Raw genomic sequence first — 1,434 nt, forward strand, 5'->3', positions numbered from 1 at the left:
ACATTGCCCCGCTGCCGCGGCAGGCAATCCTCGATACGCGCGAATTGCGCAGGCGTAAGTTCCATGCGCAGTATGTTAGCACGTAGTGTTAACAGGCCCTAGTTCATTGCACTGGGCATGGACTGAGGCGGCCCGGGTGGAAGCTGGAGCCTGCATGCAGTCGCGCATGTCGACAGCTTCGCCAGCTACGAAGTAGGTGCTCTTAACCATGCACGCCTTGTCCTCGGCGCTCGAAGCACCAGCGACCAACGCCAGCATAAGGAAACGCCATTTGCTCACTAATCTCTCCATAGCCGCCTAACACCTGAGTTAAGCCGCGCCACGAAGTGGCGTCGGCTTGGACGAATTGTTAGCGCTCATACCGTGTGGGTTGGAGCGCAGCGCTCTTGTACAGCGGGTGCCCCGGGTGGCCACATTTTAGTCTTACCAAACAATGCGGATCACGCAGCCTTGCGAGCGCAGCCTGGTCCCGCTGCTGGTACGAGCCAGATCCGCTCCAAGCGCACACGACTAATGCTGCCTCGTCTTGTAGCTTTGCCAGCGCTACATCGTTGTTGGGGCCCACAGGGTCCGTGGCTCTAAACAGACCTGCCTGATCTGTTGAGCGGAATGCAAACAAGTTGCCGAGCAGCAAGCCACCATAACCCCAGCGCTTCGCGTAGTTGGCGCAGACTCGCGACGTGTTGTCCTCAACCTCAGCGTCAGCGGTGGAGGGGTTAAGCCCGATAAAAAGCACCCGCGGTTTGGCCTCGTCCCAAACGCGGCGAAGCTCGTAGCGATAGCTCTGGCACTTCGAGATGACGGCAGACTTCTTCATGAGCGCTAACACCTGAGTTAAGCCGCGCCGCGAAGCGGCGTCGGCTTGGACGAATTGTTAGGCGGCACCGACGTGCTCAGCATTGCAGGATCTGCAAGTCGCCTTGCTGCCATTCGGAGCCCACCTTTTTGAACGTGACAGTAAGGCCCGTGCCACAGCTCAGGTGACCGGGGCCTGTGGGGACCGGGCCTAGGCGGCCAATCAAAGCAGCTTCGGTTTCCCCGACGACTGAGCGTTGAAGCAACAGGCGCCCCTTGCCGAGCCCGGCTGCGGATGACGAATTGACGCGATTTACTGCTACGTGCCGTTCGAGTGCGTCAAGAATCCCTTCGGAGACTTCGGGCGAAACGAGCACCAAGGAAACGGAGCCCTCCTGACGAGCGGCCTTGAGCATCGCCGAAGCTAAAAGTGGCTCAACGCCGGCTGGCGAAGAAGAGGGCTGTGGACTAGCGCAACCAACGGCAAACGCGCTGGAAAGCAGCAGGAGACTGATACGAGTCATTCCATGATCCTACCTGTGCCGCCTAACACCTGAGTTAAGGAAGGTCTGAACAACCCGCTCTGCCGCCCGGATTGCGGCATCGTGGCGCCGGCCTGGCGTCGCTTTCGAGCCGGAT

Annotated in this window: 2 protein-coding genes; both read right to left on the minus strand. The window is 59.8% G+C overall.

The genetic code is table 11. The features are described 5' to 3' along the window. Positions 1-349: 349 nt before the first annotated feature. Positions 350-817 (minus strand): DUF1643 domain-containing protein, encoded by a 468-nt coding sequence (locus tag EYQ95_RS26105; protein WP_132332134.1) that lies wholly within the window; start codon positions 815-817, stop codon positions 350-352. A 76-nt stretch (positions 818-893) separates the two neighbouring features. Continuing rightward, on the minus strand, positions 894-1,319 hold the full coding sequence (locus tag EYQ95_RS26110; protein WP_132332136.1) for a hypothetical protein: 426 nt from the start codon (positions 1,317-1,319) through the stop codon (positions 894-896). Positions 1,320-1,434 lie beyond the last annotated feature (115 nt).

Source organism: Lysobacter sp. N42 (assembly GCF_004344885.1).

What these genes read in the sequence shown, in the direction of transcription:
- EYQ95_RS26105 (WP_132332134.1), bottom strand. Translation starts at nt 817, where the DNA reads ATGAAGAAGTCTGCCGTCATCTCGAAGTGCCAGAGCTATCGCTACGAG.
- EYQ95_RS26110 (WP_132332136.1), bottom strand. Translation starts at nt 1,319, where the DNA reads ATGACTCGTATCAGTCTCCTGCTGCTTTCCAGCGCGTTTGCCGTTGGT.